This window comes from Streptomyces sp. N35 (assembly GCF_016464295.1).
In the GTDB taxonomy this organism is placed as follows: domain Bacteria; phylum Actinomycetota; class Actinomycetes; order Streptomycetales; family Streptomycetaceae; genus Streptomyces.
On record NZ_JAEIMH010000040.1, the window covers coordinates 35,385 to 56,429 of the forward strand.

The 21,045-nt window shown below is 70.4% G+C and carries 21 protein-coding genes; 5 read left to right on the top strand and 16 right to left on the bottom strand.

Annotation, left to right across the window (positions count from 1 at the left end; translation table 11 throughout):
- The 4 genes from JAO81_RS22180 to JAO81_RS22195 form a co-directional block, all read right to left on the bottom strand.
- Positions 1–278, bottom strand: a 278-nt coding sequence (locus tag JAO81_RS22180) for a hypothetical protein (protein WP_199549655.1), incomplete at its 3' end; no start/stop codon positions are given.
- 25 nt (positions 279–303) lie between these two features.
- The gene (locus JAO81_RS22185; RefSeq protein WP_199549656.1) at positions 304–1,539 is read right to left on the bottom strand and encodes an exo-alpha-sialidase; all 1,236 of its coding nucleotides are present in this window, start codon (positions 1,537–1,539) and stop codon (positions 304–306) included.
- 137 nt (positions 1,540–1,676) lie between these two features.
- On the bottom strand, positions 1,677–2,522 hold the full coding sequence (locus JAO81_RS22190) for an ABC transporter permease (protein WP_199549657.1): 846 nt from the start codon (positions 2,520–2,522) through the stop codon (positions 1,677–1,679).
- Complete coding sequence (locus JAO81_RS22195) at positions 2,519–3,559, bottom strand: ATP-binding cassette domain-containing protein (RefSeq protein ID WP_199549658.1); 1,041 nt, start codon at positions 3,557–3,559, stop codon at positions 2,519–2,521. The genes JAO81_RS22190 and JAO81_RS22195 overlap by 4 nt, the downstream gene beginning before the upstream one ends.
- 319 nt (positions 3,560–3,878) lie before the next feature.
- On the opposite strand from JAO81_RS22195, the gene JAO81_RS22200 reads away from it, so the two are divergent.
- Complete coding sequence (locus JAO81_RS22200) at positions 3,879–5,834, top strand: WD40 repeat domain-containing protein (protein ID WP_199549659.1); 1,956 nt, start codon at positions 3,879–3,881, stop codon at positions 5,832–5,834.
- 71 nt (positions 5,835–5,905) lie between these two features.
- On the opposite strand, the gene JAO81_RS22205 is transcribed toward JAO81_RS22200, so the two are convergent.
- Complete coding sequence (locus JAO81_RS22205) at positions 5,906–6,556, bottom strand: PadR family transcriptional regulator (protein WP_199549660.1); 651 nt, start codon at positions 6,554–6,556, stop codon at positions 5,906–5,908.
- A gap of 126 nt (positions 6,557–6,682) precedes the next feature.
- Here JAO81_RS22205 and JAO81_RS22210 point away from each other — a divergent pair, with 126 nt between their 5' ends.
- Entirely contained in the window at positions 6,683–7,429 is a 747-nt protein-coding gene (locus JAO81_RS22210; RefSeq protein WP_199549661.1) for a VOC family protein, read from the top strand.
- Here JAO81_RS22210 and JAO81_RS22215 read toward each other — a convergent pair.
- The 3 genes from JAO81_RS22215 to JAO81_RS22225 all read right to left on the bottom strand — a co-directional run bounded on the left by JAO81_RS22215 (position 7,426) and on the right by JAO81_RS22225 (position 10,569).
- Positions 7,426–7,974 (bottom strand): DinB family protein, encoded by a 549-nt coding sequence (locus JAO81_RS22215; protein ID WP_199549662.1) that lies wholly within the window; start codon positions 7,972–7,974, stop codon positions 7,426–7,428. The genes JAO81_RS22210 and JAO81_RS22215 overlap by 4 nt on opposite strands.
- 191 nt (positions 7,975–8,165) lie before the next feature.
- Positions 8,166–9,623 carry an aldehyde dehydrogenase family protein gene (locus JAO81_RS22220; protein ID WP_199549663.1) on the bottom strand — a complete coding sequence of 486 codons (1,458 nt, stop codon included), beginning with the start codon at positions 9,621–9,623 and terminating at the stop codon, positions 8,166–8,168.
- An 82-nt stretch (positions 9,624–9,705) separates the two neighbouring features.
- Complete coding sequence (locus tag JAO81_RS22225) at positions 9,706–10,569, bottom strand: helix-turn-helix transcriptional regulator (RefSeq protein WP_199549664.1); 864 nt, start codon at positions 10,567–10,569, stop codon at positions 9,706–9,708.
- Positions 10,570–10,845: 276 nt separating this feature from the next.
- Between JAO81_RS22225 and JAO81_RS22230 the strand changes: the two genes are divergently transcribed.
- Complete coding sequence (locus tag JAO81_RS22230; protein ID WP_199549665.1) at positions 10,846–11,346, top strand: ATP-binding protein; 501 nt, start codon at positions 10,846–10,848, stop codon at positions 11,344–11,346.
- A gap of 59 nt (positions 11,347–11,405) precedes the next feature.
- Here the strand turns inward: JAO81_RS22230 and JAO81_RS22235 are convergent, their stop codons facing one another.
- From JAO81_RS22235 to JAO81_RS42645, 7 genes are all read right to left on the bottom strand, one after another.
- Positions 11,406–11,627: a DUF397 domain-containing protein gene (locus JAO81_RS22235; protein WP_165335632.1), complete on the bottom strand. Its 222-nt coding sequence runs from the start codon at positions 11,625–11,627 to the stop codon at positions 11,406–11,408.
- 190 nt (positions 11,628–11,817) lie between these two features.
- Positions 11,818–12,300 carry an SRPBCC domain-containing protein gene (locus JAO81_RS22240; protein ID WP_199549667.1) on the bottom strand — a complete coding sequence of 161 codons (483 nt, stop codon included), beginning with the start codon at positions 12,298–12,300 and terminating at the stop codon, positions 11,818–11,820.
- Between the two features lie 100 nt (positions 12,301–12,400).
- Complete coding sequence (locus tag JAO81_RS22245) at positions 12,401–12,745, bottom strand: helix-turn-helix transcriptional regulator (RefSeq protein ID WP_199549668.1); 345 nt, start codon at positions 12,743–12,745, stop codon at positions 12,401–12,403.
- A 17-nt stretch (positions 12,746–12,762) separates the two neighbouring features.
- Positions 12,763–13,149, bottom strand: a complete 387-nt coding sequence (locus JAO81_RS22250; protein ID WP_199549669.1) for a VOC family protein — start codon at positions 13,147–13,149, stop codon at positions 12,763–12,765.
- Between the two features lie 75 nt (positions 13,150–13,224).
- The gene (locus tag JAO81_RS22255) at positions 13,225–15,402 is read right to left on the bottom strand and encodes an FUSC family protein (RefSeq protein ID WP_199549670.1); all 2,178 of its coding nucleotides are present in this window, start codon (positions 15,400–15,402) and stop codon (positions 13,225–13,227) included.
- 159 nt (positions 15,403–15,561) lie between these two features.
- Positions 15,562–16,695, bottom strand: a complete 1,134-nt coding sequence (locus JAO81_RS22260) for a DUF2786 domain-containing protein (RefSeq protein ID WP_307813551.1) — start codon at positions 16,693–16,695, stop codon at positions 15,562–15,564.
- A complete protein-coding gene (locus tag JAO81_RS42645) occupies positions 16,692–17,057 on the bottom strand; it encodes a helix-turn-helix domain-containing protein (RefSeq protein ID WP_307813552.1) in 366 nt (121 codons plus the stop codon). Before JAO81_RS42645 ends, JAO81_RS22260 begins: the two co-directional genes overlap by 4 nt.
- Positions 17,058–17,297: 240 nt before the next feature.
- Between JAO81_RS42645 and JAO81_RS22270 the strand changes: the two genes are divergently transcribed.
- A complete protein-coding gene (locus JAO81_RS22270; RefSeq protein ID WP_199549672.1) occupies positions 17,298–18,116 on the top strand; it encodes an NAD(P)H-binding protein in 819 nt (272 codons plus the stop codon).
- 104 nt (positions 18,117–18,220) lie between these two features.
- Here the strand turns inward: JAO81_RS22270 and JAO81_RS22275 are convergent, their stop codons facing one another.
- On the bottom strand, positions 18,221–19,060 hold the full coding sequence (locus JAO81_RS22275; protein WP_199549673.1) for a nitrilase-related carbon-nitrogen hydrolase: 840 nt from the start codon (positions 19,058–19,060) through the stop codon (positions 18,221–18,223).
- Between the two features lie 254 nt (positions 19,061–19,314).
- Between JAO81_RS22275 and JAO81_RS22280 the strand changes: the two genes are divergently transcribed.
- Entirely contained in the window at positions 19,315–21,012 is a 1,698-nt protein-coding gene (locus JAO81_RS22280) for a bifunctional 3'-5' exonuclease/DNA polymerase (RefSeq protein WP_199549674.1), read from the top strand.
- The last annotated feature ends 33 nt before the right edge of the window (positions 21,013–21,045 follow it).

Here is a 21,045-nt window from a genome sequence, read left to right on the forward strand (position 1 = left end):
TCCTCAATCGCCGGAGGGGCTGGGTTTGCCGGACGGCTGGGCTTGCCGAGCCGTACGGGCTCGCCGGGCCGGCCGGAGTGGGGTGTCTCCTCCTCGTGTTCCGAAGAGGCCTGGCCAGCAGCGTGTTCGCGTTGTGCCAGCGTGCGCAGCTTGTGGGTGTGGCGGTGGGTGAGGCCTCTGGTGCGGGCCTCGGTGAGTTCGGCGCGGGTGCGTTTGGTGGTGGCGATCCGGTGGCGGGCCGCCTCGATGCGTTGCTGCACAAGGTCGTTGACGTTCATGGGTACGGCCTCCGGTGTGCGGGCGTCAGTCGGACAGTTGGAAGGTGTGCCAGTGCACGCCGTCGCTCGATATCCGGTACGTCCCCTGGCCGGTGCCGCTCGCCCAAAGCCAGCCGATCGGGGTCTTCCACGCCGAGCCCGCGACGCCGGTGGAGCCCTCCCCCTGATGGAAGGTGCGGCCTCCCGTGTCGCTGGTCCAGACGCCGTGTTCGCCGTAGACCGTGAGGGAGTTGTCGTCCGCGGCGATCGCGCCCAGGACCGAGCGCGGCTCCACACCGGGGCGGAAGGACCAGACCCGGGTCCAGGTCATGTCCGAGGCGTTCTGCTTGTGGATGGTCAGCAGACCGTTCTTCACGCCCTCCCCCTCCGGCAGTCCGCCGCGCTGCAACGCGAAGATCCCCGCACGGCCCGAGACCAGCGTGAACGTCCCGTGCTGCGCGGTCGCCGCCCCGGTCAGCGGGGACTCCTTCCAGGTGCGGCCCCGGTCGGAGCTGACCGCCAGCGTGGGTCGGCCGGAACCGGGAGCCTTGCCCTGGACGTACAGATCTCCGGCCGCCTCACCGGCCGGATCCACCACCCCGTCCAGCGGGGGCTGTTGGGCCAGGGCCCGGTGCTCGCCGGAGTCCGGCATGATCACAGCGAGGCGGGCGCGCCCGCAGCCGTTGCCCTCGGCGTCCTCCGCGCCGCAGACAGAGACCAGCTGACCGTGCGCGGGCACGGAGGCCACGGTGCCTTGGACGGACACCGTGCCCTTGCGCCACGTCCGCCCGCCGTCCGCCGTGTACCAAGTCCGGTCACCGATCATGCTCCTGCCCTCACGGATCAGCGCCCGGCCCGGTCCCAGGACCAGCACATCCGCGGTCACACCCCAGTCCGGAGCCGTGTTCGCCAGGGGCGAGGCCTTTGCCACCCGCCACTGGCGCGCGCCCTTGCCGAGGACCGCGACCCGCTGCACACAGCCGTCCCCCGTGCCCTCTTCCTCCCCCTCCGGGCACTGCGCGAGCAGCACGAAGCCCGAGCCGTCCGCCGCGAACCCGAGGGAGTGCGCCCAGCCGGGCAGCCCGTCGGCGGACGGGATCCGCGGCGGATCCGCCCCCTCCCCGGCCCCCCTCGAGGCCGCTCCGGCCGCCTTCGGCTGCGAAGCCCGCTCATCGCCCGGCTCCCCGCCACGCCTGTCGCCCACCTCGCCGCATCCCGCAAGCAGCAAGGCGAGCGCACCGAGCAGCGCGGCCAACACCCGCCGTACATAAACCCCGTTCATGGCACCCCCGGCCTGCGGCGCCGACCGCTTGGGGCGGTCGGCAGGTACTTCTGATACACCGCAGGCCGGTTCGGGGTTCCATGTCCGGGGACGGTTTCTTTGCCGATGCTCGGGACGGATTGCCTGCGAACCGCCGACTACCTGCTGAGCCGCCCGAACCTCCGTACCGCCAGCGGGAAGAACACCGCCACCAGCACCACAGGCCACAACACCGCAAGCAGCGCGGCGTGTTCGGAGGCCCAGGAAGCCGAGGAGACACCGCCCTCGTTGCCGAACAGGTCGCGTACCGCCGTGGCCGTGGCCGACATCGGGTTCCACTCGACCGTCGCGCCCAGCCAGCCCGGCATGGACTCCGGGGTCGCGAACGCGTTGGAGAGGAAGCTGACCGGCCAGACCAGGATCTGCACGGCCATCACCAGCTCCGGCTTGCCGGCCACCATCGCGAGGTGGATGCCCATCCACAGCATCGCGAAGCGCAGCAGCAACAGCAGCCCCATCGCCGCGAGCACCGCGCCCAACGAGCCGTGCCAGCGCCAGCCCACCGCGAGCCCCACCGCCATCAGGAGCACGAGCGAGAGCAGCGACTGGAGCATGTCCGCGACCGAACGACCCACCAGGACCGCCCCGTTGGTCATCGGCATGGAGCGGAAGCGGTCCACCACGCCCTTGTTGAGGTCCCGGGTGACGGCGACCATCGTGGCGTCCAGGCCGAATGCCATGGTCAGCGCGAACATGCCCGGCACCAGATACTCGCGGTAGTCACCCGCGATGCCGGTGCCGCCGCCCATCAGGTAGCCGAACATCAGGAGCAGCATCACGGGAAAGACCAGGCCCACCACGACCTGTACGGGCTGACGCGCCCAGTGCAGCAGTTCGCGCCGGGTCATGGTCCAGGAGTCGGCGAGCGCCCAGCCGAGCCGGGTACCCCCGGTGGCTCCGGATCCGATCCCCGTATCCCTGGCGTCGATCGTCGACGTACTCATGCGTCCTCCTTCTCGCCCTGCGACATCGCGCCCCGCGGCTCCCGGCCCTGCGACCGGCCGGCGCCCTCCGGCTCCCCGCCCCGCAGTCGGCCCGTGCCCTCCGGCTCCCCGCCCTGCGGCCGGCCCGTCAGGTCCAGGAACACCTCGTCCAGCGTCGGCCGCCGCAGCGCGATGTCCTCCGCCTCGATCCCGGCCTCCTCCAGCGCCCGTACGACCTGCGTGAGGGCCGCCATCCGATCCGCGACCGGGGCGCTGACCAGGCGCAGGTCCTCGTCGACCGAGGCCTCGCCGGGCAACAGGGCGGCGGCGCGCGCCAGTTGAGCCGGGTCGTGCAGCACCACGTCGATCCGGTCGCCGCCGGTCTTCGCCTTGAGCTCGTCGGAGGTGCCGTCCGCGATGACGCGGCCGTGGTCGATCACGGAGATACGGTTCGCCAGCTGGTCCGCCTCCTCCAGGTACTGGGTCGTGAGCAGCACGGTCGTGCCGCCGCCGACCAGCGAACGCACCGCGCTCCACACCTCGCCCCGCCCCCGGGGATCGAGACCGGTGGTCGGCTCGTCGAGGAACAGCACCTCGGGATCCGTGATCAGCGAGGCCGCGAGGTCGAGACGGCGCCGCATACCCCCGCTGTACTGCTTGACCGCCTTGCGCCCGGTGTCCTCGAGCCCGAACCGTTCGAGCAGTTCGCCGGCCCGCGTCCGCGCCCGCCGCGTGCCCAGGTGGTAGAGCCGGCCGAACAACTCCAGGTTCTGCCCACCGCTCAGGTCCTCGTCGACCGCGGCGTGCTGCCCGAGCAGACCGATCCGCCGGCGCACCTCGTCCGCATGCGTCCGTACGTCGAACCCGGCGACCCGCACCTGTCCCTCGTCGTGCCGCAGCAGCGTCGCCATGATGCGCACCGCGGTGGTCTTGCCGGCGCCGTTCGGGCCGAGCACCCCGTGCACGGTGCCCCGGGCGACGGTCAGGTCCAGGCCGTCCAGGGCCTTCTTCGCCCCGTACGCCTTGTGCACGCCCTCGGCGATGATCGCGTCGGTCATGAGCCTCCTTCGTTCCGTAGTCAAACTTGACTACGCCTGGAACGTACTCCCCGCTCTCACGTTAGTCAAACTTGATTACTGCCCCCTTCTGCGGCCGGCCCGGTCAACGCCGGAGGCCGGCCCGGTCAACGCCGGGGTCCGGCCGGGACCATGCCGGAGGCCGGTGTACCGCCTGAGCAGGCGGTTCGCGGGGAATCCCCTGTCACGTTGTCCGTGACATGCCTTAGTCTTCGATCTCCGCGCCCGGCTTCCCCGGCGCGCGCCGGTGCCCCGATCTCGGGCCGGGCGGTTCTTTGGTTCCGTGGGGGGATCTCTCATCGTGCGTAAGCGCATGCTTTCGACCGCGACGGCGTTCGCGGTTGTCTTCGCTTCGGCGGCACTGGCCGCCATTCCCGCATCTGCCGACACCGCCAAGCCCGTCGACGTCTCGGACGTCAGCGATACGGTCGTCGACAGCGTCAACCAGCGGCTGTACTTCAGCGACCGCTACCAGAACAAGATCGTCGTCACCGACCTCGGCGGCGGCACCGTCACCACGCTGACCGACCTGCCCCAGGTCCGCGACCTCGAACTGAGCCCGGACTCCGGCACGTTGTACGCCGCGCTGTACGGCGCCGACAAGATCGTGGCCTTCGACACCGCGACGCTCACGAAGACGGCCGAGTACCCGACCGGCGAGAAGACCATCCCGTCCCGGCTCGCGTACGCCGAGGGCAAGCTGTGGTTCGGGTACGGCGACCAGTGGGATTCGGGACTCGGCGTGGTCGATCTGACCGCCGGGACACCCGCGGTCACTCTCGACCTGGCCGCCGGCCACGATTTCGCCACCCCGCCCGCGCTCTACGCCGACCCCGACAACCCGGGCACGCTGCTGGCACTCGACCCCGGCATCAGCTCGGGCCCGATCATCGTCTACGACATCTCCTCCGGCACTCCGGTGATCCGTGCATCCGCCGAGAAGGGCGGCTTCTACAACGACGCGGCCCTCACCCCGGACGGCCAGAACGTCATCGTTGCCGGGCCCGGCAACCGGGCCCTCACCGAGTACCGCCTCTCCGATCTGGAGCAGGTGCGCACGTACCCGGTGCGCGATGAACCGGAGACGGTCAGCGTGGCACCGGACGGCACGGTCGCGGCGACCGTCCTCGACACCGACAACCTCGGCGACACCTACGTCTTCTCCGGCGGCGCCGACCAGCCACCGAGCGTCCGCAATCTCTCGCACACCTGGATGCCCTGGTTCGGCCACTCCACCGCCTGGTCGCCCGACGGCACCAAGCTCTACGTGCTGACTGAAGACTCGCCGAACCTCCATGTCGTCGACGAGCCGCGCAAATACGTCGGCACGCTGAAGGTCACCGCCCCGGCCAAGGCGACCCGCGCCAAGCCCCTCACCGTCAAGGGGTCGCTCACCTCGGGTCTCGCCCTGCCCGCCGGCACTCCCCTCACCGTCACCCGTACCGACATGGAGTCGCCGAGCGGCAAGTCGCTCGGGACCAAGTCGCTCGGGGCCGGCGGGGCGTTCTCGTTCTCCGACACTCCGCCCGCCGGCGGCAAGGTCACCTACAAGGTGGCGTACGCAGGGGACGCGACGCACACCCCCGCCTCGGCGACCGCCTCCGTCGAGGTCTCCCGCGCCGCCCCCACCCTCACCCTCAACAACAACGGCAAGCTCTACGACCACGGCAAGGATGTCGCCTTCGCCGCCCATCTCGGGTCGACGTACAAGAACCGCACGGTGGAGATCTGGGCGGACCCCTTCGGTGCCGACAAGCCCAACAGGCTGGTCAAGAAGGGCACGGTCAACTCCAACGGCAACCTGTGGGTCACCTTGGACATGAGCCGCGATGTCACGCTCACCGCGAAGTTCGCGGGTGACGCCCGCTATGCGCCGAAGACGGTCAAGTCCACGGCGTACGCGAAGGTGCGGGTGTCCACCACCGTGTCCAAGCACTACAGGACCGGCAAGATCGGCTCCACGACGTACCACTACGTCCGCAAGTCGGTCGACCCCGTCTTCACCACCACCATGACGTACTACAAGGGCCGCAAGCAGCGGCTCGAGATCGACGCCTACGTCAACGGCCGGTGGATCGATGCGGGAGCGGACTACTTCGCGCTCGGCACCAACGGGAAGTCCGCGGTCACCCTGACGGGCACCCCGCAGACCGGCATCAAGTTCCGTATGCGGTCTTCGTACATCAACAGCAGCTCGGGGGACACGGTGAACAGCACCACCCACGGCAGCTGGAAGTACTTCATCTTCACGAAGTGACCGTCATGAAGTGATCCACGCCCGCACCACGTGACGGTCGGTGTGCCTAGGGGGGCCGGGGGGCCGGACCTCTACTCCCGGTCCCCCGGGTGCACCTCATCCGACGCGTACGGGTTCTCCTGGTCCTCGGCGAGCACCCCCACGAAGGGCTCCCCCTCGCCCGAGAACGTGTAGGCCCCGCCCTCGATCCGTTCGATCAGCCCTCGCGTCCACTCCGCGCCGGCGTCCGCCGAGTGCACCCACAGGTGCATGATCTCGCCGATGTGGCCGAGCTGTCCGGGCCCGTCCTCGGGGATGTAGTGCTCGGTGACGCCGGCCCGCCACGCCTCGATCGCCTCCACCCGCTTCTTCAGGAGGGCGACCGCCTCCTCGCGCGGCAGGTCGACGATGAAGCCGATGGCCGACGAGAGCACGTCCACTTTCTGGTCGTACGCAACGAGGGAGTCCTTGAGCAGGGAGAAGTACTCCTCCGTGCCCTTGTCGGTCACCTCGTACTCGGTGCGCGGCGGACCGCCGGCCGTCGACGGTGCGACCTCGTGCGCTAGGAGCAGGCCTTGCTTCGCCATCTGCTTGAGCGCGTGGTAGATCGAGCCCGGCTTGGCGTTCGACCACTCGTTCGCGCCCCAGAACTCCAGGTCGTTGCGCACCTGATAGCCGTGCGCACGGCCGTGCATGCGGACGGCGCCGAGGACGAGCAGACGGATCGCGGAGGGGCCGGACATGCACGGGTCCTTTCCAGTACGGACGACGGAGTACGGGTGCACGAGTACGGGTGCACGAGTACGGATGCACGAGTACGGATGCACAAGCACGGGTGCGTTCTATTCAACTTTGACTAGGCTACCCGTATGGACAGGCACACCAAGAAGACGACCGCAAAGACGATCCCCATCCTCCCGTGCCGGACCCTCCAGCCGGTGCTCGACTTCTACTCGGCGCTCGGCTTCGAGATCACCTTCCAGCAGAAGAGCCCCAATCCGTTCGCCGTCGTGGCGTACGGGGAGATCGAGCTGCAGTTCTTCGGGCTGAAGGCGCACGACCCGGAGGCCTCGTACAGCACCTGCTACGTCCTGACCGATGACGTGGACACGTTGTACGAGACCTTCCGGTCCGGCCTCAAGGCGACGTACGGGCGGATCCCCACGCGCGGGCTGCCGCGGATCGGGACGCTCAAGGACATGTCGTACGGCGTGCGGCAGTTCCTGATGACGGATCCGGGCGGGAACTGCATCCGGGTCGGGCAGAAGATCAGCGAGGACCAGCGCCACCGGCCCGCGCCCGAGGAGACCTTCGCGCGGGCGCTGCACAACGCGTCCCTGTTCGCCGACTCCAAGGAGGACCCGGCCGGGGCTGCGAAGATCATCGACCGGGTGCTGAGGATGACGGACGAACAGCCCACTCCCGTACAGCTGTTGAAGCTGCTCGTCCTGCGGGCGGATGTGGCCCTGCGGCTCGGGGACGAGGACACCGCCCGTACGGCGGAGGCACGAGCACAGGCCGCCGCGGCCCGACTCACCGAAGAGGAAAAGGAGTCGGTACGCGACGACCTGGCGCGGCTCGAAGACCTGGAGCGCCCCGAGGACCTGAAGCCCTAGCCCCAGCTCTGCCCGCTCTCCTCGGCCACCAGGTCCCAGGCCGACTTGCCGTCGAGGGACTCGCGGATGATGTCGGCGTGGCCGGCGTGCCGGTTGATCTCGCGGATCAGGTGGAGCGCGACCCAGCGCAGGGAGACCGCCTCGTCCTTGGGGTACCAGGGCTCGTCCGGCAGCGCGAAGGTGGCGTTCAGGTCAGGGGCCGAGCGGATGAACTCCTCGGTCTCGTCGGCTACTTGCTTCCAGTACGCGAGCTGCGAGGTCACCGTCTCGTCGCCGACGAGCGTGAAGCACTCGTGCCAGTTGGACTCGTCGCGCTGGACGCGCTCCGGCTCGCCCTTCGCCTTGGCGATCCAGCCCTGCTCGACCTCGGCGACATGCTTGATCAGACCGGCGAGCGAGAGTTCGCTCGCGCTGGGCTTGGACGAGGCCTGTTCGTCGCTCAGGCCGAGCACCGAGCGGCGCAGGCCGCCGCGGGCCTCCTCGATGAAGTTGAGCAGCGCGCCGCGCTCGTCGCCGGGGGTCTCTGCCGATACGTGGGTGACCATGATCCGTCCGCCTTTCACTGCGCCTGTCCCTGCTGACAGAAACCACGCTACGGACACTTGCGGTCAACCGCTGTCCTAGATGCGCAGCGCCACGGAAGAGCTCCACAGCGCACACAGCGCACACAGCGCCACGGCAGAGCTACGGATCACACAGCGGCACGCAGGAGCTGTCGCACAGCGGCACGCGGGAGCTACAGCGGGAAGTGGCTCCGCCCGTGCTGCACCGAGATCCACTTCTGCGTCGTGAAGGCCTCGACGGTCGCGTCCCCGTTCAACCGCCCGAGCCCCGAGTGCTTCTCGCCGCCGAAGGCGACGAACGGCTCGTCGTGCACGGTCCCGTCGTTGACGTGCATCATCCCGGTCTCGATGCGCTTGGCGAAGCGCACGCCGCGCTCCACGTCCCCGGTGTGCACCGCGCCGCTCAGCCCGTACGGGGTGTCGTTGGCGATCCGTACCGCATGCGCCTCGTCCTCGAACGGCACGAGCAGCGCCACCGGGCCGAAGATCTCCTGGCGCAGGATCGGGGAGTCCGAGGGCAGACCGGTCAGGACGGTCGGCTCGACGAGATTGCCGATCGTGCGGCCGTGGATCAGGGCGGTCGCCCCCTCGTCGAGGGCCTGCTGCACGAGCGTGCCGAGCGCTTCGGCCTGGAACTCGTTGATCACCGGGCCGAGATCGGTCTCCGGGTCGCGCGGATCGCCGGTCTTGAGCGCCCGTACCCGCGCGAGGAACTTCTCGGTGAAGACCTCCCACAGCGAGCGGTCCACCAGGATGCGGTTGGCGGCCATGCAGACCTGGCCCTGGTAGACGAAGCGGCTGAAGACCGCTGCGTCCACGGCGTAGTCCACATCGGCGTCGTCGAGCACCACCAGGGCGCTGTTGCCGCTGAGTTCGAGGATGGCCTTCTTGAAGTGGGTGGCCGTGACGGCGCCGACATGGCGGCCGACGCGGTCGGAGCCGGCGAAGGAGATCACCTTGGGGACCGGGTGCTCGATGAGCGCGTCACCGATCTCCGCGATGTCCGTGATGAGGACGTTGAGCAGGCCCGGGGGCAGCCCCGCGTCCTCGAAGATCTTGGCTATCAGGCCGCCGCCGACCACCGGGGTGTTCTGGTTCGGCTTGATCACCACGCCGTTGCCGAGCGCGAGCGCCGGGGCGACGGACTTCATGGTCACCAGGAACGGGAAGTTGAACGGGCTGATCACGCCGACCACACCGACCGGATTGCGGTAGAGCCGGTTCTCCTTGCCCGCGGTCGGCGAGGCGATGATGCGGCCCTCGGGGATCAGCGCGAGGTGGATCGCCTCGCGCAGGAACTCCTTGGCCAGATGCACCTCGTAGCGCGCCTTGAGCCAAGTGCCGCCCAGCTCGTCGATGATCGCCTCGGCGATCTCGTCCTCGCGCTCCTCGGTGAGGCGCAGGGCCCGCTCGATGACGGCTCTTCTGGCATACGGTGAGGTCTCGGCCCAGTCCTTCTGGACGCGCTCGGCCGCGCGATAGGCCTCGTCGACCTCGAAGCGCGTGGCCACGGTCACCGCGGCGAGCTTCTCCCCGTTGTACGGGTTGAAGTCGATGATGTCCCACGAGCCGTTGCCCGTACGCCACTCGCCGTCGATGTACTGCCGGCCCAGGTCGGTGAAGAAGGACATACGACCCCCGCGTCTGGCTGTACTGCCGGGCGCTGGTGAGCACTTACGACAGTTCCTGATAGCCAGTCATCGTACTTGTGTTTCAGGACAGTTGGAGAAGTCCACGGAGCAGATCGCGGGTCTGGTCCGGATTCGGACTGTCGTGCTGCAGCCTCTCCATCGCCTTCTCGTACTGCGCGACTTCCTCGCGCTTGTCGAGGTACAGGGCGCTGGTCAGCTGTTCCAGGTAGACGACGTCGGAAAGGTCCGATTCGGGGAAGCGCAGCAGAGCGAAGGCGCCCGACTCCCCGGAGTGGCCGCCGAAGCTGAACGGCATCACTTGAAGGGTGACATTCGGCCGCTGCGACACCTCGATCAAATGCTCCAACTGACCGCGCATGACCGATCGGTCACCATACGGGCGGCGCAGCGCGGCCTCGTCGAGCACGCAGTGCAGCTGTGGTCCGCGCTCGTCGACGAGCAGCTTCTGGCGCTCCAGGCGCAGCGCCACCCGGCGCTCGACCTCCGCATGACCCATGCCCTCGGCGTTGCGCGTGACGACCGCCTGGGCGTACGCCTCGGTCTGCAACAGCCCGTGCACGAACTGCACTTCGTACGCGCGGATCAGCGAGGCGGCGCCTTCCAGGCCCACATAGGTCTGGAACCAGCCCGGCAGCACATCCGAGTAACTGTGCCACCAGCCCGCCAAGTTGGCCTCCCGGGCAAGGTCGAGCAAAGGCCCTCGTTCGGCCTCGGCCGTGACGCCGTACAGCGTCAACAGGTCCTCCACGTCCCTCGCCTTGAAGCTCACCCGTCCCAACTCCATGCGGCTGATCTTCGATTCGGAGGCACGGATCGAGTAGCCGGCCTGCTCACGCGTGATCCCGCGCGACTCCCTCAGACGCCGCAGCTGCGACCCCAGGAGGATGCGCCGCACCACTGAGCCGCTCGACTCCCCAGCCGTCACTGAACTTCAACCCTCCCCAGCCCCCATCGGGCCCCTACAGGTGCCGAAGTCTGCCATTAAACGCTCCGGCGCGTACTCATCTGGTTACAGAAACAGGTTCCTCACAGAACGACTACGAAAGAATACGCAGGAAGAAATAAGCAAGAACTGGTACTTGAAGGTCCAACTCCGGCACGTGCACGTGCATCTGCCCTTGCATCCGCCGTACGCATTCGGAACGATGGGCCCGCGCACCACCGCAACATCGCTACGGCCGCGGAACCGGGAGTGCCTCGCATGGGGACGAATGGATCGACCATGCTCGAGCCGTTACGGCAGGGGCTTCCCCCCATCGACCCCTCCGCGGTGTCGAATGCGGCCTCGGTCGCCTTGCCCGCCCGCTATGAAGCGGTGCGCGGGGCACGGCAGTTCACCCGCTCCACCCTCACCGAGTGGCAGCTCGACGAGCGTTTCGACGACGTCGCCCTGGTGGTCTCCGAACTCGTCACCAACGCCCTGCGCCACGCGCTGCCCGCCGACACGGTGCGCGACGACTCCGCCCCCGTACGGCTGCATCTGATGCGCTGGAGCTCGCGCCTTGTGTGCGCGGTCCGCGATCCCAGCCAGGAGAGCCCGGTCTCGCGCGAGGACGAGGCGTACGAGGACTTCTCGGCCGAGTGCGGCCGCGGCCTCTTCCTCGTCGACTCCTTCGCCGACGGCTGGGGCTGGCACCCGCTCGCCGGGACGCTGGGCGGCAAGGTGGTGTGGGCGCTGTTCCGGCTCGACGGTGCGGAATAGGGCTTGTTCATACGGCAGTCGGGCCGGGATGCGGATCACGCGTCCCGGCCGCTTCGCGTTCAGGCCCCGGCTATCAGGTGGTCGAACTCGCCGTCCTTCACACCGAGCAGCATCGCCTCTATCTCGGCGCGCGTGTACACGAGCGCCGGCCCGTCGGGAAAGTTCGAGTTGCGCATCGCGACCCGCCCCTCCGACAGCTTGGCGAACTCCACGCAGGAACCCTGGGAGTTGCTGTGCCGGCTCTTCTGCCAGACGACCCCGTCGAGCTCTGTGGCCGCCATACCGTTGTACGCGTGGTCCACAAGTCGCTCCCGTTGGCACTGTGACTGATGATGCGGTGCGGTCAACTGCCCCGGATCATAGCTGTGTTCACCTGCAGATGCATGGGCAGATGCACGTGCACGCGGGGTGCGCGCCTGGTTACAGGCCCGGGAGCGCTCCCCTCGATGCTCTGCGACGGGAGCGCTCCCGTCAGAGAGCGTCCAGGACGGCTTCCAGCGCGGTGATCACGGACGAACGCCAGCCGCCGCCCATGATCTTGCGGGCCATGAGCTGGGCCGGGTCGTCCGGGTCGAATCCCTCGTGCACAAGGAAGAGACGCGTCCCGTGCCCTTCCGGCTCCAGAGTCCAGGTGATCGTCCAGTCCACGGCGTCGGGACGGTCCGCGTCCTGCCAGCGGACGGCGAGCATCCGCTCCGTCTCGTACGCGAGGACCTCGGCCGCGACCGTCCCGGAGAACTCGGTGTTGGGGCGCGGGAGCCCGGCCATCGTGTAGCGGTGGCCGACCTCGAGCCTGAAGCATTCATCGGCCGGTCCGCGGCGGGCGCCGGGCATCATCCACTGGGCGAGCAGCTCGGGCTCGGTGAGCGCGCGCCAGACCTTGGCGGGCGGATGGGGCAGGAACTGGGCGACGCGGATCGTGGTGAGATCGTCGTCATCTTCGTACGCAGCCATGATCACGCTTCATCTCGTACGGGCAGGGCCACGTCATCTCGTACGGGCAGGGCCACGACTTCTCGTACGGGCAGGGCCACGACTTCTCGTACTGGAAGGGTCATGCCTCATCGTCGGGCAGCCGGTCCAGCAGAGCGCCCAGCTCCTTGAGCTTGTCGCGCCAGAACCGCTCGTACGGATGGAGCCAGTCCTGCACTTCGGCGAGCGGCAGGGCTTCGAGGCGGTAGATGCGCTGCCGGCCCTGGCGCTCCTCCGAGACGAGACCGGCCTCCCGGAGCACCTTGAGGTGTTCCGAGAGGCTGGGGCGTGCCATGTCGAAGTGGTCGGCGAGCGCCTGCACGGGCTGCGGTCCGTCCTCGCGCAGCAGCCGCAGCACCTCGCGCCGGGTGCTGTTGGCGAGGGCGGCGAAGACCCGGTCCTCGGGTGCGGCACTGGTGGTGGCCACTTCGGTCCTTCCGGTCACTAGGGGGCGTCGGTGCCGTACGCCTGCTCCGTCAGGAGCATGAAGCCGTTGCCGTCGGGGTCCTTGAAGCCCGCCATCCGGCCCCACGGCATGGGGTCGGGTCCGGCGACCTCGACTCCGGCGGCCCTGAGCCGCTCGGCGTCCGCGTCGACATCGGTCGTGAGGAACATGATCCCCTGCGTCTGGCCCGGGGTGAAGCCGCCCATGTCGGGGCCGGAGAGCGTGAGCACGGTCTGGGCGCCCTCGGGCGCGACCTGCAGCCAGCGGCCCGGCGGCATCTGCCGGTCTTCGGTGACCCGGAAGCCGAGGGTCTCGGTGTAGAAGCGCAGGGCGGCGTCCTGGTCGGAGACGGGGACGGTGATGAAGGAGGCGTGGGTGATGGTCATGCACTCCACGATAGGTAGGCAATTCCCTACCTGTCAAACGTAGGCGATTCCCTACGAATGAACTCGCGGGGTACGTCAACGCGGCGGCGCGGGCTCCAGGGCGTCCGACAGCTCCTCCAGGGCGTCGAGCAGCAGGCGCGCGCCGCGCAGCACCACGCGGTCGGGGACGCCCTCGCCGTCCCAGCTCTCCAGGCACTCCCGTACGGGCTTCCAGTCCGGAACCCTGCGCTCGCGCACCGCCTTCGCACCCTGGTCCGCCGACTCCCGCAGCGCGTCGGCGAGTTGGGCCGCGGCCGGCACCGGGGTCGCGGCGCGCTCCGGGAGGTGGGCCTCCATCAGCATCCCGATCCGGGCGATCTGGGCCAGCGCCTCCCCGGCCCCGTCCGCCGCCGCACGGGACAGGCCCCGGTGGCGCACCGGTTCGGTGGCGGCGCGCTTCAGCGCGTCCTGCCAGGCGATACGGGCCGCGCGGGAGTCGAGGAGTGCCTGGCGCACCTCGCCCTGGCCGGCCGGTTCGGCGTACTGGTGGACGACGGCCGCCGCGTAACGGCCGTCCGCGACCAGCCAGTCGGCCAGCTTGGTGCGCAGCCGCGGGGTCTCCCACGCCGGGTACACCGCGTACGAGATCATCGCGAGCACACCGCCGAGCAGGGTGAGGAGCACCCGCTCGTAGACGGTCTGGCCGACGTCCGCGCCGATCGTGCCGAGCAGGAAGACGATGTACGCGGCGACGAGGACCTGGCCGACGACGTAACCGGTGCGCAGGAGCAGGTACATCAGGCCCGCGCAGATGATGGCGAGCGTGACCGACAGCGGGACGCCCGGCTCGGTGGCGAACACCACGACGGAGGCGAGCGTGACGCCCACGATCGTGCCGCCGAAGCGGGCGACCGCGCGGCCGTACGTCTGCGAGAAGTCCGGGCGCATCACCATCACGGAGGCGAGGGGCGCCCAGTAGCCGTGGCCGAACGGCAGGAAGTGGCCGAGGACATAGCCGAGCACGACGACCGCGGTGACACGGATCGCGTGCCGCAGATACGGCGACCCGGTCACCTTGAGCTCGTCCCTCAAGGTGCGGGCGGCGCGCGGTCCGAGTGCCTGGACGCCGGGGCGGATCAGCGGGATGGGGCGGGTGTCGGACTGCACGGCCCGGGCGGACTCGGCGGGCGAGAGCTTCAACCGCCTTGCGGGGAGCGACAGTTCGGGCGACTTGCCGCGCAGCACCAGGGCGAGGCGTTCGAGCACCGTCCTCGGCGCGGCCGCGCCCGTGTCCGGGGTGGCCGTCTCCACCACGTCGTCGAGCAGGGCCGCGAGCCGCCGGGCCGCGCGGGCGGCCGGTCCGGTGAGGATCGCGCCGGTGTCCGGGGTCCGCAGGGCCGCGACCGCGCCCGGGGGCAGCGCGACGGGTTCGCCGTGGCGGATCGCGCGGGCCGCGGTGTCCAGGATCTCGCCCGCGGCGGCGAGCAGTTCGCGTACGCGGTCACGCTCGCGGCCCTCGTCGGCGGCGCCCACGGCCGGGTCGGCGAGGGAGGCGAGGACTGGGCGGATCCGTTCCGCGAGGCCGCGTGCGCCGTGCAGTTCGGACGGGCGCGTACGGGCCTGGCGTGCGGTGACGACCGCCGCCTCGCGCGCCGCCATCAGGGGCGCCGGGTCGAAGGGGGCGGTCGGGTCGTGGCGCAGCCGGCGCGCGTAGTCGGCCTCGGCGGCGAGCGCGTCCGCGAGCGCGTCACGCTGGGCGCCCCAGCGGCGGATGGGGAACAGGACGATCAGCGCCGCCTGTACGAGACCGCCGAGGAAGATCACGAACGCGTGGCCGGCCGCTTCGGCGACGGTGGTGGGCAGGGTGACGGTGACGAGCACCATGGCCACGTTCGACGAGGCGATCACCCCGACCGTCGGGCCGAGCGCCCAGCACAGGCCGGCCACGAAGGTCCATACGGCGAGCAGCGTGATGAAGACGGCGAGATGGGCGCCGGCGAGGTAGCCGAGGAACGTGGTGATCGCGAGGGTGGTACCGGAGGCGAGGGCGAGTACCGGACGCGGGCGCCAGCTGCGCTGGAAGGTGGCGATCGCGGCCTGGAACGCGCCGAACGCCGAGGAGACGGCGGCCTCCGGGCCCGACAGGGCGAGCGTCGAGCTGACGACCAGGGCGAGGCCGACGGTGGCGCGCAGGGCGAAGAGCGGTTCGAGACGGTGGCGCTCGACCTTCAGGCCCGAGCGGGTGGTCTCCTTCAGCGCTCTGAGCCAGCTCACCTGTTCAGGATACGGATGGATAGCGCGTATCCGGCATTACGGGCGCTGGGGTGAGCTGCGGGAAAGGGGCGGGTGGGGGTGTGGGCAGGGGGCGGTGGGGCCGTGGGCCAGGCGCCGGGAGGGCTGCGGGTGAGGCGCGGGAGGGGCTGCGGGCAGGGGCTAGGACGCTCCGGAGCCGCCCTGTACGCGAGCCCGGTCCGCCGCGGCGCGGCCGTGCTCCCAGCCCGCCGCGTCGTCCACCCCCCGTACCCGCGTCCGCTGTGTCGACGGGAACATCTCGTCCACCGCGCCCGTCACCGCGACCTCCCGCGCCGCGAGCACGGGAAGCAACGAGCTGTCCTCGGCGGCGACTTGGTCCGAGGCCGAGGCGAGACGCTCGCCGACCCGGTGCGCGTACGCCATCAGGAAGGACTGGCGGAAGGTCTTCGTGCGGCGGCGGCCGCCCGAGCGCTGGGCCGCCTCCGCCTTGGCCATCGCCGCCGTGCCCTGCACCAGGAGCGAGGTGTAGAGCACCTCGGCCATCTCCAGATCGGGCGCGAAACCGACCACGGTCGAGAAGCCGAAGGACTCGTTCCACACCGCACGGCAGCGGTTCGCCGTGGCCACCGTGTCGAGCAGGATCGCCTTCGCCGTCTCGTACGGTGCGTCCACCCCGATCCGGCACGCGGCCGGCGTCTCTGCCGAGTGCTCGCGGTGGGCGAGCAGCGCCTCGTCGACGCTGTGCCGGGCCATCAGCTCCTGGGCCTTGGCGGTCAGCGCCTCGGCCTCGTCCGGGAAGTCGGTCCCCTCGGCCTTCGCGAGCAGCGCGCGGATCCGGGTCAGCATGCGCGGCTCGTGGGAGGACGGCGGCGGCAGGTGGGCGGGGGCGCCCGGCGCCGGGCCCACCGGTTCGAGTGCGGGCAGGCGCAGGAGCAGCCGGTAGAGCTCCAACAGGGCGGTGGCGTGCAGGAACCGGTCCGACGGTTCGCCCCGGGCGGGCAGTGCGGCGAGCTGGTCGTCCCAGCGGGCCGGAAGGCCGTCCGTGTACCGACGGGTCTCGTCCAGGATCAGGCCGGCGGCCATCCGTGCGTGCTCCTCGGACAGCTCTCGGCGCACCATCCGTACGACATCGGCGGGCTGCCACCCGCGCCGCCACGTCTGCGTGACGAACTCCGCGCCCCGCGCGCGGGCCTCCCGTACGGAGGCGAGATCGGCCGCGAGGAGCGCGGCGCCCGTGTCGAGCGAGGTGTCGTCGGAGGCGTAAAGGGCGGCCTTGAAGGCGCGGGTCACCGGGTCGGTCACGGCGTCGGTCACGGGTGGCTCTCGTCGTACGCGCCGCGGGACTCGGCGATGGCCGGGCGGTGGGCGATCGACCAGTCGGCCAGGGACTTGAGGAGGTGGCTCATGCTGCGGCCCATGTCCGTGAGCGCGTACTCGACCTGGGGCGGGACCGTCGCGTAGACCGTCCGGGCCACCAGCCCGTCCCGCTCCAGGCGCCGCAAGGTCAAGGTCAGCATCCGCTGCGACACGTCCCCGTGGATCCGCCGCTGCAGCTCCTTGAACCGCAGCGTGCCCGCGGTCAGCTCGACCATGACGTACATCGACCACTTGTCGCCGAGACGGTCCAGGACATCGCGTACGCCGCACTCGTCCTGCGGGGTCTCGCAGACGATCACCGGGTCCTCCGTCCGGGATGCTCCGGAGACGGCAGAAGCTTTGGAGGCGGCAGAGGTTCCAGAGACGGCAGAGGCTCCGGAGACGGCAGAGGTTCCAGAGATGGCAGAAGCTCCAGAGACGGCAGAGGTTCCAGAGACGGCAGACGCTCCGGAGGCGGCAGGGGTGGTTACACCGGTGTGCCCTGGTGACATGAAAGTGCCTCCTTACGCGGACGACGGACCCCCGCAACGATAAGTCCCATGCTGCTCATCACCGGCGCCGCGGGCGCTCTCGGCCGTCTCGTCACCTCGTCCCCGCTGCTCGCGGACCGCTCCGACATCGTCGTGGGCACCCGCTCTCCGGGGCCCGGACAGCGCCGGGTCGACTTCGACGATCCGGCCTCGCTCGACTCCTCCTTCTCCGGTGTCCACACCCTGTTGATGATCTCCGCGGGCGCCGCCGAGGACGATGTGGTCATCGCGCGGCACGCAGCGGTGATCTCCGCCGCCGAGAGGGCCGGCGTGCGGCACCTCGTCTACACCAGCCTCAGCGGCGACGGCGACCACCTCACGTACGCACTGGCCCACCGCTGGACCGAACGCCGGCTCCGCGCCTCCTCACTGGAGTGGACGGTGCTCAGGAACGGGCTTTACGCCGAGTTCCTTGCGGCCGTCGCCGCACCGGGCGCGGACGGCACGATCGCGGCGCCGCTCGGGGACGGACGGCTCGCGGCGGTGGCACGGGAGGACCTCGCGGAAGTGGCGGTGCGGGTGGCGCTCGACGCGTCGGCCCACGCCGGGCGGACCTACGAGCTGGTGGGTGAGGTGGCGCTCGGGGGCGCCGAGTTGGCGGCCGCCGTCGACGGCTCGTACGAACCGGCGACTCTGGGGGCGGCCCGGGCGGCGGTCTCGGGGGCCGGGCCGGCCTTGCCGTTCCCGGTTCCGCTGCTGCTCAGCACGTACTCGGCGATCCGAGCCGGCTTCCTGGACGGCACCGGCGTCCCCGACGGCGACCTACGCCACCTACTCGGCCGAGCCCCGAGCCCGGCACTGGAGGTGTACGCGAAGGCAGCCCGATAGGGGGACCTGTTGTCCGACGGAAGTCCGGTTCATCCGGATTCTCGATGAACGATCGGTCCCCCGGTCGGGTGGGGCTGGGGCTGCGGGTGCGGCTGCGGTTGCGGTTAGCTGTCGCCGCCCTCGTCGATTAGGCGGCGGACCTCGCGGCCGACCATGCCGAGGCGTGCCTCCGCGACCAGCGGGACGGCGCGGCGCTGGCGGCGGGCCTCGTGCACATCGATGTCGACCGTGACCAGGCCGGGCTCCCATTTCGGGGCCTGGGCGACCACCGTGCCCCGGGGGTCCACCACTCTCGAGCCGCCCCAGAAAGTGGCGCCGTTCTCGTTGCCGACGCGGTTCACGAAGACCACCCAGCACTGGAGCATGCGGGCGGTGTACGACAGCAGGGTGTCCCAGTAGAGGCCCGTGTCCATAGCTTCCGGGTCGAGGCTGGCCGCGCTGTTGGTCGGCACGATGATGACCTCGGCGCCGTCCTGCACGGCGAGCCACGGGAGTACCGGCTGCCAGGCGTCGTTGCAGACCAGGGTGGCCGCGCGGCCGACGCCGCGGGGCAGGTCGTAGGCGCGCATGTTCTGGCCGGGGCTGACGTGCTTGCGCTCCTCCCAGGCCAGGTAGTTGGGCAGGTAGAGCTTGCGGTGCGCGTGCACCAGGGCGCCCTCGCTGTAGTACGCCGAGGTGTTGTACGCGCGCAGGCTCGTGTGCTCGTGCATCCCGACCATGACGTCCGCGCCGAGCGTGCTCAGCTCCAGGACGCGCGGGTCCTGCGCCGCGATGGACTCGTCCCGCTTCAGGCCGCCCAGGTGGTAGCCGTGCAGGCTGAGCTCGGGGAAGACGACCAGATTCGCCCCTTGCGCCACGGCCTGTTCGATCTGCTCACGCGCGATGGCCAGATTCTTCTCGACATCGCCGAGCTCGCAGTCGGTCTGGGCGAGGGCCACGCGCATGTCGGGGGCTCCTTGGGTGGTGCGGGCGGTCATGTCTCACGCACGGAACGGAAGAGATCACTCCGCTTCACCGTACGGACAAATCCTCGCAGAGGTGACGGTGCGCTGCTCCCACCACCGTGCCCTGGACAGACCCCTCCCTCCCGGGGGCCGAGCCCTTCCAAGGCTATCGGCGCCCACTGACAACGCCCGTCAGCGCGCCCACCCCGCCCGCCGCACCCCGATTGTCAGTGCTCACTGCGACCATCGGACCCATGACGCGGTGGGCGCTCGAAGCGACGGACGACGGGGGCGCCCGTCTCGTCCCGCTGACCGGGGACGGCCGCCCGGACGGCGAGATCCTGCGGGAGCCGGACCTCGCCGAGGCCGTGCGCAGCCGGCCCGAAGTGACCCGCTGGGTGTGGCGCTCGACCTTCGGGATCTACCCACAGCTGCTCGCGGCGGGCGTGCGGGTCGAGCGCTGTTACGACATCGAGGACGCCGAATCCCTGCTGCTCGCCCACGAGGGCCGGCTCGGCGAACCCCGCTCGGCCGCCGCGGCCCTCGCCCGCCTGCGCGGCGGCCCCGTGCCGCCGGACCCGCCCCAGCGGGCGGCCGAGCCCGGATCCCAGTCCTCGCTCTTCGAGCCCCGCCCCGTACCCGTAGCGCTGGAAGAGCTCCTCGAGGTGTACGCGGAGCAGCTGAAGCGCCATGACGCGGCCGGGCATCCGGGGCGGATGCGGCTGCTCACCGCGGCCGAGTCGGCCGGGATACTGATCGCCTGCGAGATGAACCGCTCGGGCCTGCCCTGGAGCGCCGACGTCCACCGCGAGGTCCTCACCGAGCTGCTCGGCGAGCGCTATGCGGGCGGCGGCGAACCGCGCCGGCTCGCGGAGCTGGCGGACGAGGTCTCGGCGGCCTTCGGCAGACGCGTACGGCCTGACCTGCCCGCCGATGTGGTGAAGGCCTTCGCGCAGGCGGGGGTGCGCGTGAAGTCGACGCGGCGCTGGGAGATCGAGTCGATCGAGCACCCCGCGGTGAAGCCGCTGATCGAGTACAAGAAGTTGTACCGGATCTGGGTCGCGCACGGCTGGTCCTGGCTGCAGGACTGGGTGCGCGAGGGCCGTTTCCGGCCGGAGTACCTGCCGGGCGGCACGGTGACCGGACGCTGGGTGACCAACGGCGGCGGCGCCCTGCAGATCCCGAAGGTCATCCGGCGCGCGGTCGTCGCCGACCCCGGCTGGAAGCTGGTCGTCGCGGACGCCGACCAGATGGAGCCGCGGGTCCTGGCCGCGATCTCCCGCGATCCGGGCCTGATGGAGGTGGCGGGCCGGCCGGGCGATCTGTACCAGGCCGTATCGGACAAGGCGTTCTCCGGTGACCGCGAGATGGCGAAGCTGGCGGTGCTCGGTGCGGTCTACGGGCAGACCTCGGGCGACGGCCTCAAGAACCTGGCCCTGCTGCGGCGGCGCTTCCCCCGAGCGGTCGCGTACGTGGACGACGCCGCCCGCGAGGGCGAGGAAGGCCGTCTCGTACGGACCTGGCTGGGGCGGACCTGCCCACCGGCGGCCGGAGCCGGGGAGGCCGAGGAGGCGGGCATTCCGCAGGAGGCCCCCGAACCGGCGGCCGGAGCCGGGGAGGACGAGGGCTGGGTCCCGGGCTATGCCTCGACCAACTCCCGTGCCCGCGGCCGCTTCACGCGCAACTTCGTGGTCCAGGGCAGCGCGGCCGACTGGACGCTCCTGGTGATGGCGGCCCTGCGCAGATCGATGCACGCGGACGGTCTCGCCGCCGAGCTGGTCTTCTTCCAGCACGACGAGGTGATCGTGCACTGTCCCGAAGCGGAGGCACCGGCGGTCGTCGAGGCGATCCGGTCGGCCGCGGAAGAGGCCAACCGGATCGCGTTCGGCGAGACGCCGGTGCGGTTTCCGTTCAGTACGGCGGTGGTGTCCTGCTATGCGGATGCCAAGTGATCGCCTGGTGTCCTGTCACGCGGACCCAAGTGA

Excerpts from the sequence above, each read along its gene's own strand:
- JAO81_RS22190 (WP_199549657.1), bottom strand. The coding sequence starts at position 2,522 with ATGAGTACGTCGACGATCGACGCCAGGGATACGGGGATCGGATCCGGA.
- JAO81_RS22185 (WP_199549656.1), bottom strand. The coding sequence starts at position 1,539 with ATGAACGGGGTTTATGTACGGCGGGTGTTGGCCGCGCTGCTCGGTGCG.
- JAO81_RS22195 (WP_199549658.1), bottom strand. The coding sequence starts at position 3,559 with ATGACCGACGCGATCATCGCCGAGGGCGTGCACAAGGCGTACGGGGCG.
- JAO81_RS22240 (WP_199549667.1), bottom strand. The coding sequence starts at position 12,300 with ATGGCTGCGTACGAAGATGACGACGATCTCACCACGATCCGCGTCGCC.
- JAO81_RS22275 (WP_199549673.1), bottom strand. The coding sequence starts at position 19,060 with ATGCGCGTGGCCCTCGCCCAGACCGACTGCGAGCTCGGCGATGTCGAG.
- JAO81_RS22280 (WP_199549674.1), top strand. The coding sequence starts at position 19,315 with ATGACGCGGTGGGCGCTCGAAGCGACGGACGACGGGGGCGCCCGTCTC.
- JAO81_RS22235 (WP_165335632.1), bottom strand. The coding sequence starts at position 11,627 with ATGGCGGCCACAGAGCTCGACGGGGTCGTCTGGCAGAAGAGCCGGCAC.
- JAO81_RS22230 (WP_199549665.1), top strand. The coding sequence starts at position 10,846 with ATGGGGACGAATGGATCGACCATGCTCGAGCCGTTACGGCAGGGGCTT.
- JAO81_RS22210 (WP_199549661.1), top strand. The coding sequence starts at position 6,683 with ATGGACAGGCACACCAAGAAGACGACCGCAAAGACGATCCCCATCCTC.
- JAO81_RS22250 (WP_199549669.1), bottom strand. The coding sequence starts at position 13,149 with ATGACCATCACCCACGCCTCCTTCATCACCGTCCCCGTCTCCGACCAG.
- JAO81_RS22270 (WP_199549672.1), top strand. The coding sequence starts at position 17,298 with ATGCTGCTCATCACCGGCGCCGCGGGCGCTCTCGGCCGTCTCGTCACC.
- JAO81_RS22215 (WP_199549662.1), bottom strand. The coding sequence starts at position 7,974 with ATGGTCACCCACGTATCGGCAGAGACCCCCGGCGACGAGCGCGGCGCG.
- JAO81_RS22220 (WP_199549663.1), bottom strand. The coding sequence starts at position 9,623 with ATGTCCTTCTTCACCGACCTGGGCCGGCAGTACATCGACGGCGAGTGG.
- JAO81_RS22205 (WP_199549660.1), bottom strand. The coding sequence starts at position 6,556 with ATGTCCGGCCCCTCCGCGATCCGTCTGCTCGTCCTCGGCGCCGTCCGC.